This window comes from Mucilaginibacter mallensis, assembly GCF_900105165.1.
GTDB lineage: Bacteria > Bacteroidota > Bacteroidia > Sphingobacteriales > Sphingobacteriaceae > Mucilaginibacter > Mucilaginibacter mallensis.
The window spans coordinates 5851848-5865841 of record NZ_LT629740.1 but is presented as its reverse complement, the minus strand read 5'-3'; the positions used below and the strand labels follow the sequence as shown (position 1 = coordinate 5865841).

The following is a 13994-nucleotide window of genomic DNA, read 5'->3' as shown; positions in this document are numbered from 1 at the left end:
TAAAAGGATGAACGGCAACCGAAGATCAGTTTATAGTTAATTCTTTTTTACGGTTGCCGCTTCCCTTTTTCTGTATTAACCCAATCACACTTTAGTATCCCGCGATCCATGAAAAAATTAACGATTTATCTCGTCAGGGCTATGCTTTGCCCTAAAATTAAAAAGCAATTTACCCTCGCTCTACCTGCTTTATGTGTGCTGCTTATTCACGGCAATAGTTTACTTGCACAGCAATCCCCACAATTTCATATCAAAGGATCGGTTTTTTCGGGAGAAGATTCCGGGATTCTGCCAAAGGCAACGATAAAAAACAATACGGACGGAAAGCAGACAATAACCAATTCAGCCGGTGAATTTCAACTCCTGACGGCAGATACCAGTGGAACATTCACAGTATCCTATATCGGGTTTAAACCGTTGACACTTATTTATAACCATTCACATCCAGGCCCTTTTAGGATCACCTTAATGGCCGATGAAAATACATTACGAGAGGTAACGGTGTCAACAGGTTACCAGACTTTACCGCAGGAACGCGCTGATGGGTCTTTCGCCCAGGTAGATAATAAATTGCTTAACCGCAGGGTCAGTACCGATATTTTAAGCCGTCTTGAGGGCGTAGTGCCTGATTTGCTTTTTAACAGGAACACTATAAACGGATCGGCTGGCCAGGTGGATATTAGCATAAGGGGCCAAAATACCCTTTTCGCAAACAGTCAGCCATTAATAGTCGTCGACGGTTTTCCTTACGATGGTGACCTAAATAACATCAATCCAAATGATATTGAAAGCATTACCGTTTTAAAAGATGCTTCCGCAGCATCCATTTGGGGAGTAAGGTCAGGTAACGGGGTTATTGTTCTTACAACAAAAAAGGGAAAGCAAAACCAGCCTTTAGCCATAGAATTAAATGCAAACGTAACGATAGGTAATAAACCAGATCTATACTACAGCAAGAATTACATTTTATCCTCTGATTTTATCGGATTGGAACAAAGCCTATTTAACAGAGGCTTTTATGACAGCGCCTTGCAAACCGGATATGCTGCTGTTTCTCCGGCTGTACAATTAATGGCAGAGCAAAGGGCCGGATTAATTTCTGCATCTGATTTGTCAAATCAGTTGAATTTATTAGGGCAAAATGATATTCGAAAAGATGAAAGTGAATATTTATACCGTCATTCTGTTAATCAGCAGTACAACTTAAATTTAAGAGGTGGCGGCGATAAAAGCGATTACTTTTTGTCTTTGGGCGATGATCAGGATAACAGCTTTTACCAGGGCAACCAAACAGGACGGATCACCATTAATTCAAGACTTAATTTCTACCCGGTAAAGAATTTACAAATTTCCGTAGGCGCGAATTATGTACAATCCACCTCAGTATCCAATAACCCCTTAACAGAATACGGCGGATTATCAGTTGGATCAAATGGTTTATATCCTTATGCGCAATTAGTAAACGCAAATGGCACCCCGGCAGCTATTCCTAAAGATTATGCTTTAAGTTATACAGATACGGTTGGGCATGGAAAGCTGCTGGATTGGAATTATAGGCCGCTTGATGAATTTCATAATGCGGACAACTCCACGAAAAGTATTGAGAACCGAATCGACCTCGGCGTGAATTATAAGTTTTTTAAGGACTTTCATGCAGAGTTAAAATATCAGTATGAACACTCAGATCTGACTCAGCTTAATAATTATAATTCCAATACCTACTATGCCCGAAACCTTATCAATGATTACACTCAAATAAACCCGGATGGTACACTTAGTTATCCGATCCCGGTGGGTGGTATATTACAGCAAGCTGAAAACGGGCTTACCTCACAGGATGTACGAGGCCAGTTAAATTTCGATCATATTTGGAATAATAAGCACCAGGTAACCGCCATTATAGGAAGTGAAGTTAGTTCAACTATAGCCAGTATCAATGATTATACAGCATACGGTTATGATAAAGGAACCGGATCAAGCGTTGCCAATATTGATTATAGTGACAGTTTTGGTTTGCTGCCAAAAGGTTCCGGGATGATTCCCAATACACTGGGTTTTGGTAAAACAACTGATAATTTCCTTTCTTATTATAGCAACGCTGCTTACACTTATCTTGGCCGTTACGTATTTTCTTTAAGCGGAAGGATAGACAAATCGAATTTATTCGGCGTATCAACCAATCAAAAAGCTGTTCCGCTTTACTCGGCTGGCGCAGGTTGGGAAATGAGCAAGGAAGATTTCTACCACCTGAACTGGCTTCCTTATTTAAAACTTCGGGCAACCTATGGTTATACTGGTAACATTAATAAAAGTGCTACTGCTGTAACGACCATCAGCCAGTTAAGCAATAATTATGATAGTGGCGATTCGTATGACCAGATTGATAATCCGGGGAATCCTGAACTGAGATGGGAAAAAGACCGCATGATCAATTTAGGATTGGATTATGCCTTTAAAAATCAGGTGCTATCAGGAAGTATTGAGTATTACATTAAAAAGGGAATAGACCTCTTCGGCAATTCTCCTTTGCCACCATCTACAGGACAAACGACATTTTTCGGGAATACGGCAGACACTAAAGGAAACGGCCTTGACATCGTAATCAATAGCAGGAACATCAGTAGTGGGAATTTTCAATGGACAACCAATTTTATGATCAGTCATGTGATTGATATTGTTACCAAATATGATGTAACGGCTACCTCTGCAAACTATATTGCCTTTAGCAACTCAAGCAGCATTTTACCGCTTACCGGCAAATCTTTATTTGGCCTTTATAGTTATGCATGGGCTGGTTTGACACATAATACGGGCGATCCGCAAGGTTACCTGAATGGAAAAGTCAGCACCGACTATGCCGGCATAATCGCCAACACTTCGGTAAATGATATGGTTTATAATGGTTCCTCAAGGCCAACCACCTTCGGTTCTTTCCGGAATACATTTGCTTATAAACAGCTTTCACTGTCCCTGAACATCATTTATAAACTTAATTACTATTTCAGAAAAACCTCTTACAGTTCCCAGGGATTACCTTATTCCGGGAATCAGGACTTTTATTCGAGGTGGCAAAAGCCGGGTGATGAAACCACTACAAACGTACCTTCCCTACAATACCCTCCCTATACTACTGACCGCGACCTGTTTTATAAATATTCGTCTGTGCTTATTGACAACGGTGACCATATCCGGTTACAGGATATCAACCTGAGTTATGATTTTGACAGGTCTGTTTATAAAGGACTTCCATTTAAACACCTGCAGGTTTACGGATATATCAATAATGTAGGCATCCTTTGGCGGGCAAACCATGATGGTCTTGATCCAGACCTCAGTTCAAATACTACGGCTGCGGCATACCCGCTTCCCCGTACTTTTTCATTAGGAATTAAAGCAACCTTATAATTTTTACCATTATGAAAGATTTTACTTACCTGAAAGCCTGCATTTGTTTTCTATTGTTCGCCGGTGTGTTTTCCGGTTGCAAAAAGGAGGACAGTTTTTTAAATGTCAAGCCGAATGAAAGCCTGGCAGTGCCCTCTACTTTATCTGATTTACAAGGAATAATACATAATCAGGCGGTCTTAAATGGAAATTACCCCTCATTAGGTGAAATAGCCTGCGATGATTATTACGTCAGCACATCCCTTTGGGATAACCAGGGTACCACCGCAAGAAATGCCTATGTATGGGCGAAAACTGTTTATGATGCAGGTTCTAATGTGCCTGACTGGAGCGACTCTTATAACCAGGTTTATTATGCAAATATTGTACTGGATTATCTACCTAAAGTAACTTACAGTCCGAGCCAACAACAGTTATATAATCAGGTTAAAGGAAGTGCTTTATTTTTTCGCTCGATCGCTTTTTATAACCTCGTGCAGACCTTTGCACTTCCGTATGATCCGTCGACCGCGTCATCGGATTTAGGCATACCGTTAAGGTTAACTTCAGATATAAATGCAAAATCTGTTAGGGCAACCGAAAAGGATTGCTACCAGCAGATATTAACCGACCTTCAAACAGCTTTAGCACTGCTTCCAAATTCGGCGACTGATATCACAGTACCGTCAAAAGCAGCAACTTATGGTCTTCTATCAAGAATTGACCTTGCTTTAGGGGACTTCTCCGGTTCATTGGCAAATGCGACAAGTTGCCTCTCACTTAATAATACACTTCAGGATTTCAACCAGTTAAATCCGAATGCCTTTCCAGTATTTCCAAACTATTCACCCGAAGAATTATTCCACAGTTCTTTAGAGGGAAACGGCCTCGTTGGATTTAACGCCCAGGTTGATTCTAACGTGTATAAGTCGTTTAGCGATCCTAATGACCTGCGGTTAGCCATTTTCTTTTACAACAATGGGGGACAGATAGAATTTAACAGTCAGTTCGACAAACACAGTAATGTTACGAGTGCAATCGGCACCAACGAAATTTATCTGAATAAGGCCGAATGCGAAGCCCGCGCCGGGGATATTAAAAACGCTATGGCTGACCTAAACGCACTGCTTGTAATGCGATGGGTTACAGGAACCTTTAAACCTTACACAGCAACTACAAGTACTGATGCGCTAACTCAGATATTATCCGAGCGGAGAAAAGAACTTTTACTGTCAGGTATCCGGTGGACAGACCTTCGCCGATTAAATAAGGATTCCAGATTTGCAATCACCTTAAAAAGGAATATCAATAATACCATTTATACTTTACCACCCAATGATCCGCGCTACGCTTTTCCAATTCCGGATAATGAAATTGAATTGACCGGCGAACCTCAAAACAACAGATAAAGATGATTATGAACAATCCTATAAAAATAATTGCAATAACACTTTCATTGTTTTGTTGTATTTCAGCCTCCGGATCGGCAGTGATCAGGGGCTACTATCCATCATTAAAAGATGGCGATATGGTGATACTTACCGCTGACCCATACGGCGACCCCAACTTTACCGGGTATGCTAAAACCTTTGAAGCTAAAGTTAGTAACCACAACTTCCTATTCAATTTACCTGACGTTAGCGTACCGACCAGATTTAGATTGCGTTTTAAGGATGGTGAAGATAAATTAACCTTTACTAATAAGTATTTAACCAAATCACTGAATAGCTATTATTATGAAAATGGTGACGATGTTATGATTACCGAAAACGCTAAAGATCTATCATTTTCGGGAAAAGGTTCTGAAAAATACAGTCTTATACAACAGTTGAAAGTCAAAGAAAATCCCGCAGCCAATCACATAAATCTTAATTTTTTTCAAACCCCCAGGACCTTTGTTATATCACAGGATTCCAATATTCTCTTAGAATTTAAGTATTTAAATATCAACAGATCAATGGTTTCGCATGATTTATTTTACATCTTAGAAGCTGGTCTTATTGGCAGGTGGTACGGAACGACTGATGGTTTGAAAATGATGAATGAAAGCGACCGAAAACATATATTGGATTCTTTATCATTCCTAAAAACCAACTTTCCTATTTCCTACGCTAACTTAAAAACTTTGAATGCTTTGCCTATTGTGGCGTATGGGGATAGTTACACCAATGGGATTTTTTGCCGTTATATGTATGACAGTTGTTATGTAAAAAATCTACCATTCCTTACATCCATATATTATACGTATGTGAAAGAAAACTTTGAGGGCTTGTTAAGGGAGCGTTTAGTAACCAATTTGTTTTTCGATAGAAGAACAGAATCGGAGGATAATTCAGGGATATTGACAGATGCACTAAGTTGGGTTACCGACAGCAATTTTCGTTCGATCCTTTCAGATTTAAAATCCCACCGGATGGTGGGCGGCGATGCTTTTGATTTTAATCTCATCGACGATAAAGGTAACTGGCATAAGATGGCTGAATTTAAAGGAAAAGTAGTGTTTATTGATTTTTGGTTTACTGGCTGTGGAAATTGCATACAAGTAGCACCTTATCTGGAAAAATTGGAGGAACAATTTAAAGATAAGCCGGTAGTGTTTTTGAGTATTAATGTCGACACCAAAGGCGATTTATGGAAAAAGAGTATAGCGTCAAAAAAATATACCACAAGGTACGCCATCAATCTCTTTAGCGGAGAGAGAGGGTTAAACAGTCAAATCAGTAAGTATTATAATGTCACAGGCGGCCCGACCTTAATTTTAATTGATAAAAAAGGTAATTTAATGATGTCGCCGACAGACCCTCGTTTGGATGATGGCAATAACATCACCAGCATGATTACCCAGGAGGTGAATCGTCCATAAAACATATTGTTATGCCAAAGTTAACCTAACTCAAATCAATAATTACAAACTGCCGGAAACCCGGCAGTTTGTAATAGTTCTTATTTGTACATTTTATCCTGAGAACTGTGCTGGATATTTGAATCCGGCGGCAAAGCATTCACGGTACCTAATACCACTGATTGCGGTGCGGTTGACGTAATCGTACAGGCAATCGCTACAGCATCACTTTGGCAAGTTTCTCTGCTTGGCGGATTGAGTGCCCAGGCCGCGTTGCCGCTTCCATCTTTAAAACCATAATAAGTAGTTCCCGCATTTTTATGATGATTGAATGCGTAAGCATTTCCAAAGCCTGCTAAGGCTGCAAGGGCAATAAAGCCCAATCTGATCTTTTTCATATTAGTAATTTTTAATTTATAAAAAACCAGTTTTTTCACAGGACTGGTATTAACCTGACTTCGCGCGTGAAATATTTTAACACTGATTACCTTTTTTAATAAGATAATCAGCTTAATTCTTTTATTAATTTGATGTCATAACAGGCCAGGAATACAAAGACCAGGTTAAAGACAAGATGCTGCCCCCAACTGAGGGATTGAATGAATTCGCCGCAATTGCACGGCACCTTTGAAAATACCCCTAATAATATGGCCACGATGTAGCCTGTAAATAATATCAATAAAATAAGCGATGCATAGAGGCCATATAATCTCGTTTTGGCATATATTGAAGCAACCATTACCAAAATTTCTACTGGTGGAATTGTCCAGGCTAATAGCTCAGCGAACCAAAAAGGGAAAGGCTGGTTGTGCATTGCCCGCCTAAATCCTGAGTGATCAAAAATCTTACTAAAGCCTGAATCAATAAAAAGCAGGATCAGCATGGCAGTAATTATTTCATAAAACAATGATTTTTTCATGGCAATTAATCAATGTTAAAGAGGAATTTAATTTTGTCGGGCCGCAGGTAATGGAGCAAAAAATGAATAATTCCTATATTACCGGACATCAAATCGGCTGCGGACAAGGAATCATTTCCTTCCAGCCAATAAATGCGTGAATTTGGGGCCTCCCGGTAAGTATGCAATAAGACATTCACAATATGCCCGGCACGTTCAAACCATTCACAGTCATTAAATACCTTAAAAGCTTCAAGGTAAACTTCTCCTAAACCGGCTAATCCATTAGCCACGGTTAAAAAATTGCTGGAGATGTATTTGGGATGGCAATTTAAAGCAGTTTCAGCTGCCTTTCTGTATTTTGAATCTCCTAAGATTTGATAGGCTTTTATAAAGGTTAAGGCAATTCCCGAAAATCCATACTCGAACCACGGATCAAAATTTTCATTGACTGCGCTAATTGGCCAGGATAGTTCCCCATTATTTACTTTTCTGCCTTTTAACAAAAAATCGAGTGCCTTAACAATAACATCTTTTACTTTTTGGTCTTCGTATTTCGTGTAATATTCAATTAAAAAATAGGTTATACCGGCAATTCCGTAAGAAAAACCATATAGTTTAATTCCTTTTGCTTGGGTTTCATCTTTTTTAACCAGCCATGATCCATCCTTATTTTGTTCCTTAATTAATCGGGCGACTAGGAGAGACAATTCATCATAGAACACGGGTAGCTGACGATTATTGGAACAATGCAAAAAGGCAAGACCCTGCCCCGAAATACCCGAAGCAACATTATTTCCGCTTAACGGTTCTGAAATGTTTTGAAAAACCAGATTGTGATTATAAACTGTATTTTCTATTAGGCCGCCTATAATCAGCTCATTAATTGCAATTGAAAATCCCGTTTTACCGCGAAATAATCCGCTTGAAATGGAACAGTAAGGCTGTTCCGTTTTTAATAGCAGTTCATAATTTAATAAAATATTTTCATAGAGGTCAACCGTGTTAAAATTTAGCTGTTCGGCTAATGACAATACATATAAAACACCTGCAACCCCATTGGCGAAGCCTGGATTTGCCAGGTAACTTTTAAATTCATTTGCTATTCCGTTTTCTTCCGGGATGGCTTTTGAAACCCAATAGCCGGAATTGTTTTGAAGCACATTTGATGCGAAAGCGTTTATTCCTTTTTGAATGACATCTTCAATTTTACTTATTTTGGGTTTCGGTGCGCTAAAGTTCGTTTTTAAATTCTCTGTTAACAGTACGGCATCGTAAACATCCATTGTGTGACGGATTGATTTCAGGCCCGGTCTTAAGGAACTATCTCCGCTCATACATAATGCGGTCATAGCCGCAACCGCATTGTTGTCCATGAAAAATTTTATGTTCTGAAATAATTGGTCATTAATACTGAATTTACCAGGCGAAATTCCGGTCATCACCTTAAGTATAAGGGAACCAAGCCCGAAAATATCGTCCGCTATATCGGGAGCTTGTAATTGTTGCTGTTGGGGTGAAATATAACCTGGAGTCCCATAGGTAAAAGGCGGAACATTACCGCAAGCGTCAAACGCTAATTCAATATCAATAGCAACTACGCTTTCGTCTTCCCGGATCAAAAAATTTCCCGGATTAATATCCCGGTGGATGATGCCGTTATAGTCGAAAAGATCAATGATATTTATTATTTCAAGAATGTATTTCACCAACTGGCGCTTTGTTTCTGCCGGTATTGCAAACCATATAATGCCTTGATGTAATGCCATAATTTTCTCAAAAAGGCTATGCCCCCTAATATATTCCATAACTAAATAGGAATCTCCACCATCCTCGAAATAATCTATTGGTTTAGGTAAAGGAATAGAGGCATTAAGGTCAATTAATAACTCATACTGCCATTCCAAACGGTCTTTTATAGTCCTCCCAAAATCATCTGCACAATGATTGAATCTGCCTTGTTTGATAACGCACCAATGAATTTTTAACCAGTTTTTAAGATTTAAGCATTTGTAAACATTGCCCTTTGCATCGCCTTTGAGCTGGTTAATAATAAGGTAGTTTTTGATTTTTTTCCTTTCCTTTTGCCGGGTTGGTTTGGGAATTCCGGGATAAGGCCAGTCGTTCAGATTATTTGATGGTTTTAAATTTTCCGTATAAACGCATCCTTTCAAATGGTATGCCGACGGTATGGTCGGGCCGGAAAATGGTTTTGCCAACTCAATGATTAAATCAGCAGTTTTTTGGGTCTCTATATCGTTATCCGGATAAATGGCTATGACTTTTCCGATTTCGCCAACACCGTAGGCACCATCCAGAATCATGGAATGCACATCGCTGTTTTCCGGGATGGTGAATGTAAAATCGCTGTCTATTAAAAAGGGTAACAGGATATTCAATAGTTGAACCATTTCCTGTCTGATTACTGAAATATACAACACCCATCCATGTAGTGGAATAATATCGCCAACATGCAGGTATGGATGTTTGTTGTAAAAACTAAGAGATGCCTGAGTAAGAATGCTTCCATAATCAACAGGTGGATTGATAACCAAAGCGCCCCCAGGATTGGAATTATATATAGTACCCGATATTTCTTTAGAAGCCGCATCCATAGGTCTAACATTTTGTTGGTTAAAGCTACGGTCACTAACGGCTAATATTTATTGACAAATCGTATTAAATATCCGATATATCTCATTAAATTTTATGCTTTTATCAATTAAATAATTGACAAAAGTCAATAAATTTATCAGGTGTGATAAATTTGAACTCGTTGGTATATTCCGGCAAAATTACAAATTGGATCTTTAAAGAAAATTGACATATCCCTCTATATTAGCGATATTTCGCATTAAATTTTATGAAAAATGTCGCAAAAAAATTGACAAATATCAATAAGAACGTCTCTTGTGCAGACGGCTAAACGTTTCCTTGCTCACGTTTATGTAAGAAGCGATAAAATATTGGGGTATGCGTTTCAATATATAATCTTCATTTTTCATTAAGAATTTATACCGGTCTTTTGCAGTTGGCATTCTTAATAACTTTTCCCTGTAATGGCTTTCCTGCTTGCTTTCCGCTATCAGGAAAATGATGAGTTCAATAAGTTCAGGATTGCTTTCAAGTACCTTTTGAATATGTATTAAAGGTATTGCTAATAATGTTGTATTAAGCATTACGCTTATGTATTCCTCGCTTGGTTGCTGATTAAAAATACCTTGCGGAACTATTAAATCACCTTCCTGTTTGAACCAGGTGGTGTTTTTTTCTTTGGGCCCTTCAATTGCCCCTCTAACTAATCCGGTTTGAATAAAGTAAATAGCGGTGGCAAAGTTCCCCGGAGAAACAAAGGTTTCGTTTGCTTCGTACTTATTTATTTTCAGCCCGCTCATCAGTGCAGTTGACAGTTTTTGTGACAAGGTTTTGGTGCGGTTTAAGCGCTGAATAAAAGCATCCGGATCAATCATTATTACTATATTTTTTAACAAATAACCAAATTTCTTTTCCTCAGGTCAAGTGGCTAACAGTGGCTATAAAAATGCCATCATTTTGAAAAACGCATATTTTCATAAAAATTTACTAATAAGCAAATCAATTTTATCACTTGTGTTAAAATTAGCGTTAACTTTGTATTTGCTTTTAGAATGAGGACGAGGAGCAATTTTAGAGAGGGTATGTACTAAATAAAGGCATGAAGGAGATTTACTATGGCCGCTTCGCTTACCAAGCTTAAGGGATTTATTCAGACTTATGCTGGTTACACTTTTGAAAATATACCCGAACCGGAAATCGAAGAATTAAAAAACTTTGTAGCCGATGCATTTCAATCTATCCGTTGGGAGGTAGAGGCTGAGTTTGGCCAAAATACCGATAATGATGCAAAAACACAGTATATAGTAACTATTCAATCGCAGTTAACATATTTAGCGGCGGGAATAACTGGTTTTGAAAACGTTACGGATAGACCCGCTGTTATTTCAAATGTTTTTGACTGGGTTCTGTCCGGCATATTTAAATTGCTGGAGCATATTCGCAATTATTTTACTGCTTATTTCGATGATGATGCTTTACTTCCGGTCGGTTTTATTAAACAGTATAAAGAAAACCTAAAATTCTCCCGCGAGGAATTGGCAGATAACCTAAACAGCCAAAATGTCGATCAAGACCTTTTAATACTGATTAGAACTTTCAGCGAAGCGACTGAAAGTTCTGAAAAATTCACAATCAAAACCTGGCGGCAATGGGAGTATATGAGAATGACCACTAAAGTAATCCACGACTTTGTGCTGACTCCATCGCAAAGTGATATTAATCTGGAACTATTGAAATTATTGGTAAGCCGGGAATTTAACAGTATCCAGGTATATGCCTATTTTATTAGATATATTGAAAAAATAACGCTAAGTGAAACGACCTTCCAGGAACAACAGCAGGAGTTACTTTATTTATTAAAAGTGTTCCGGCAGGTAAGGATTGATGCTTATTTCTTATATGACCCTAAAGTTCAGTCCTTAAAGATCTCTATTGTTGAAAGCCTTGAAGCGGAATTAACCTATCTGGAACAAAAGGAAAAATTACTTTTACAGAATTTCAAAAATACCAATCCAGAATCGCCCTCAAAGTTTTACTTTAATTTTGCCGTGACCTTAGCGGAACTGATGTTTTTCTTTAGAATAATGCTGGAAGTTAAGCTGATCTATACCAAGTTTAATTCTTACCTGTATGAATTTATCTCTAATCACATCCGGACGGAAAGGGCTGAAAATATTTCCAAAAAAAGCATGAGGAATCATTTTAATAATAAGCCTTTTCCTGATCGTACTGTTAAGAATGTTAAGGGCTGGCTTGAAAAAATGATCAATCACATCAATTTGTATTATAATCTATGATCCATCTTACTAATATGGTTTAATCCTTTTTTTCAAGCAGATATACTAAGCCGTTGGAGTTCAAATACCTGATTACCTCATTGAATTTGATGTAATCAAAGTCTTCCATTTCAAGTATTCTTTGCCAGCCTTTATTGATGAAGTCCTGCAGGCTGCAAATTTCCAAATCTTTCATGTTTGCAATGCAACCACTACTCAATTTTAGTTTTTCGATTGGGATTAAAAGAATATCGTTTTTAGCGCTTTCCATAAAAAATTAGCGTGGGTCACTAGTTTTCTGTTACAAGAGGTACGGCTAAGAACCTACACACAGGGTAAACCAATGCCCACGCATGACGTGGACGATCAGTCTATTACCCCTTTGTGTGTTTATTGAATTTAGCCGATTCCTTGCAACAAGGTTAATAGTGTCGTTATATATTTTAAAACTTCTTTTTTCTAATTCATAGTTCAAAGTTAATCATTCCGCCTTAAGTAATTCGAATGGTGTTGTCAGTACACGATTTTTTTAAAAAAAGACAAAAAATGGGTGGCTTGAATAAAGTTGATTTGAAAGGCCGGAACAAAGGATAAAAAGCTATGTGGCACTTTTTTATGCCATGTTAGCCACTTTACAGACAATAAGTTAAATGAGAGATTGCTGCTGAAATTCTTAATAAAGGCAACAAAAATAAAAAAACTTATGATGACAGATTATGGAAAAGCACGGTTAGTGCAACTTGAAGAAGACATTGAATTATTTAATGAGATGGGCGCTACGGCAGTTAAAAAATTGACTGGTATTTTAAATGCTGTAAGGGTCGCTATGGCAGACCTCAAAGACAAGGTAGATAACTCTTCATTTAAGGATATTGATGAGGAAATACAGTTTTTTAAATATGTCAAACCACAGTTTTATGCACATCATATTTATGCTTTGGAATTATTTAAAATTGATACCGATAAACCCCTTGGCGATCAGCAAGTCCTGAGAAACTATTATGAACAGGAATTAAAGTTTATCAGGAAATTTTTGAATAAACACTTGTTTCTCTACCAGTATTATCTACTAGACGGGTCGGAACTGGATAGTTCATATTTTGTAAGGGGAAAGAACCAGGTTAACTTGCTCTTATCCGATGGCCCGGATTTAGATCCCCTATTTTCTACTGCATGTGATTATTTATTTGCCAGGTTTATTGCCATCGAAAAACTACAGGAATACTTAATCCAATGTCTTTACCATTCCAATGGCATGGAACCTGTTGCTAAATTCTCAAAGAAAAAAGGGCCATTCAAATGGACAGGCGATAAGTCTAATTTGATTGAACTGGCCTATGGAATTTACGATACCGTACAAATTAACGATGGTCATGTTACTATCGCTGAAATCATAGAATGGCTTGAAGAATCACTGGAGGTTAGCCTGAGCCGGTATTACAGGAGATTTACTGAAATTAAAATGCGGAAGTCTATAAGTAAAACCAAATACCTTGACGATCTGAGGGACGCTCTTGCAAAGCATATAGCAGAGGGTGATGCCTATAAGCCTCTGCCTTTAAAATCCCTTTCTAAGCCTAAATAAGCACTTTTTAAAATAAATCTTTAGTGCTCCGGTGGTGCTATAAAGAATATTGCTTTCGATGCATTAAACTTGATGTATTTCTCATATATGCTCATCTGAATTGAGGTTTAGTTATGAATTTTATCTAAACCTAAATATTAAACTACGTGCTGCAAAAAAAATCTCATAAAATTAAATATTAAATGCAGCAAAAATGATTAGATAAAAAAAACGACGATAGTTTACTTTAAATAATGGGAGAATATCCCTTTATCCCAGCAATACGAGAATTATTGAAATTACCGCCCGTTGCTGATTGATTGAGGCATCTTCAAAAATACTCGGCAAATTGAGCAAATTAGGCAATAGAGTAGTTCCTATAGTTAATTTGGATTTGCTAAACCAGCTAATTCCTTTAATTGATCAATAAACTGG

At 37.9% G+C, this 13994-nt stretch carries 10 protein-coding genes and 1 pseudogene; 5 read left to right on the top strand and 6 right to left on the bottom strand.

Translation table 11 applies throughout. The features are described 5' to 3' along the window. The first annotated feature begins 108 nt into the window (after positions 1-108). From BLU33_RS24235 to BLU33_RS24225, 3 genes are read left to right on the top strand one after another with little or no spacing between them, the layout of a single operon-like run. Complete coding sequence (locus tag BLU33_RS24235) at positions 109-3405, top strand: SusC/RagA family TonB-linked outer membrane protein (RefSeq protein ID WP_091379633.1); 3297 nt, start codon at positions 109-111, stop codon at positions 3403-3405. Between the two features lie 11 nt (positions 3406-3416). Then, a complete protein-coding gene (locus BLU33_RS24230; protein ID WP_091379631.1) occupies positions 3417-4793 on the top strand; it encodes a RagB/SusD family nutrient uptake outer membrane protein in 1377 nt (458 codons plus the stop codon). Between the two features lie 8 nt (positions 4794-4801). Next, entirely contained in the window at positions 4802-6247 is a 1446-nt protein-coding gene (locus tag BLU33_RS24225; protein WP_157682372.1) for a TlpA family protein disulfide reductase, read from the top strand. An 80-nt stretch (positions 6248-6327) separates the two neighbouring features. Here the strand turns inward: BLU33_RS24225 and BLU33_RS24220 are convergent, their stop codons facing one another. The 5 genes and pseudogenes from BLU33_RS24220 to BLU33_RS24205 all read right to left on the bottom strand — a co-directional run bounded on the left by BLU33_RS24220 (position 6328) and on the right by BLU33_RS24205 (position 10594). Next, positions 6328-6624, bottom strand: a complete 297-nt coding sequence (locus BLU33_RS24220) for a hypothetical protein (RefSeq protein ID WP_157682371.1) — start codon at positions 6622-6624, stop codon at positions 6328-6330. 107 nt (positions 6625-6731) lie between these two features. Further along, on the bottom strand, positions 6732-7145 hold the full coding sequence (locus tag BLU33_RS24215) for a MauE/DoxX family redox-associated membrane protein (RefSeq protein ID WP_091379621.1): 414 nt from the start codon (positions 7143-7145) through the stop codon (positions 6732-6734). Positions 7146-7150: 5 nt separating this feature from the next. Continuing rightward, entirely contained in the window at positions 7151-9031 is a 1881-nt protein-coding gene (locus BLU33_RS24210; RefSeq protein WP_172829293.1) for a protein kinase/lanthionine synthetase C family protein, read from the bottom strand. Between the two features lie 309 nt (positions 9032-9340). Beyond that, a pseudogene (locus BLU33_RS25745) lies at positions 9341-9535 on the bottom strand (hypothetical protein); the annotation flags it as partial. Between the two features lie 483 nt (positions 9536-10018). Continuing rightward, positions 10019-10594 carry a Crp/Fnr family transcriptional regulator gene (locus BLU33_RS24205; protein WP_091379614.1) on the bottom strand — a complete coding sequence of 192 codons (576 nt, stop codon included), beginning with the start codon at positions 10592-10594 and terminating at the stop codon, positions 10019-10021. Positions 10595-10834: 240 nt separating this feature from the next. On the opposite strand from BLU33_RS24205, the gene BLU33_RS24200 reads away from it, so the two are divergent. Beyond that, a complete protein-coding gene (locus BLU33_RS24200; RefSeq protein WP_091379611.1) occupies positions 10835-12016 on the top strand; it encodes a hypothetical protein in 1182 nt (393 codons plus the stop codon). 19 nt (positions 12017-12035) lie between these two features. Here BLU33_RS24200 and BLU33_RS24195 read toward each other — a convergent pair whose 3' ends face one another. Beyond that, on the bottom strand, positions 12036-12191 hold the full coding sequence (locus BLU33_RS24195; RefSeq protein WP_157682369.1) for a hypothetical protein: 156 nt from the start codon (positions 12189-12191) through the stop codon (positions 12036-12038). Between the two features lie 507 nt (positions 12192-12698). Between BLU33_RS24195 and BLU33_RS24190 the strand changes: the two genes are divergently transcribed. Further along, positions 12699-13580, top strand: a complete 882-nt coding sequence (locus tag BLU33_RS24190; protein ID WP_157682367.1) for an RteC domain-containing protein — start codon at positions 12699-12701, stop codon at positions 13578-13580. The last annotated feature ends 414 nt before the right edge of the window (positions 13581-13994 follow it).